The 387-nt window shown below is 62.5% G+C and carries 1 protein-coding gene; it reads right to left on the bottom strand.

The features are described from left to right. Positions 1-42: 42 nt before the first annotated feature. A complete protein-coding gene (locus JWG88_RS21515) occupies positions 43-336 on the bottom strand; it encodes a DUF2388 domain-containing protein (protein ID WP_003110362.1) in 294 nt (97 codons plus the stop codon). Between the last annotated feature and the right edge of the window lie 51 nt (positions 337-387).

Here is a 387-nt window from a genome sequence, read left to right as displayed (position 1 = left end):
GAGCTACGGCGCATGGAGGTTCTCCGGAACGGTGGTGATCGCCTATTGGGCAAGAATTGCTTCGGCCAGTTCCTGATCGCTGGCCGCCAGCTCGGGGTGCGCGACACGCAGCCAGCGCAATGCCGCTTCCAGGCGCGCACCGCGGATGCTGCCATCGCTGGCGACGAAACTGGCCGCATCGCCCCGGGCATCGCGTAACAATTTGTTCTCGAACGGCGTGCTGGTCAGCTTGCTGGTGACGTAAAGAGACTTCGCGGTGAACGCCGTCGTGGTATCGAAGGCGTGCGCAGCGGGCGCCAGCAGGCAACAGAAGAACAACGAGAACCGGTAACGCATGGGGTTGAGCGGAATAGGACTGGAACAGCCGCCAAGGCTAACGGAATGTGC

This window comes from Desulfopila inferna, assembly GCF_016919005.1.
Lineage (GTDB): Bacteria > Desulfobacterota > Desulfobulbia > Desulfobulbales > Desulfocapsaceae > Desulfopila_A > Desulfopila_A inferna.
Note: the sequence above shows the minus strand (reverse complement) of the source record. Positions and strands in the feature narration are given on the sequence as shown.

Coding starts and splice junctions, on each gene's coding strand:
- JWG88_RS21515 (WP_003110362.1), bottom strand. CDS start 336: ATGCGTTACCGGTTCTCGTTGTTCTTCTGTTGCCTGCTGGCGCCCGCT.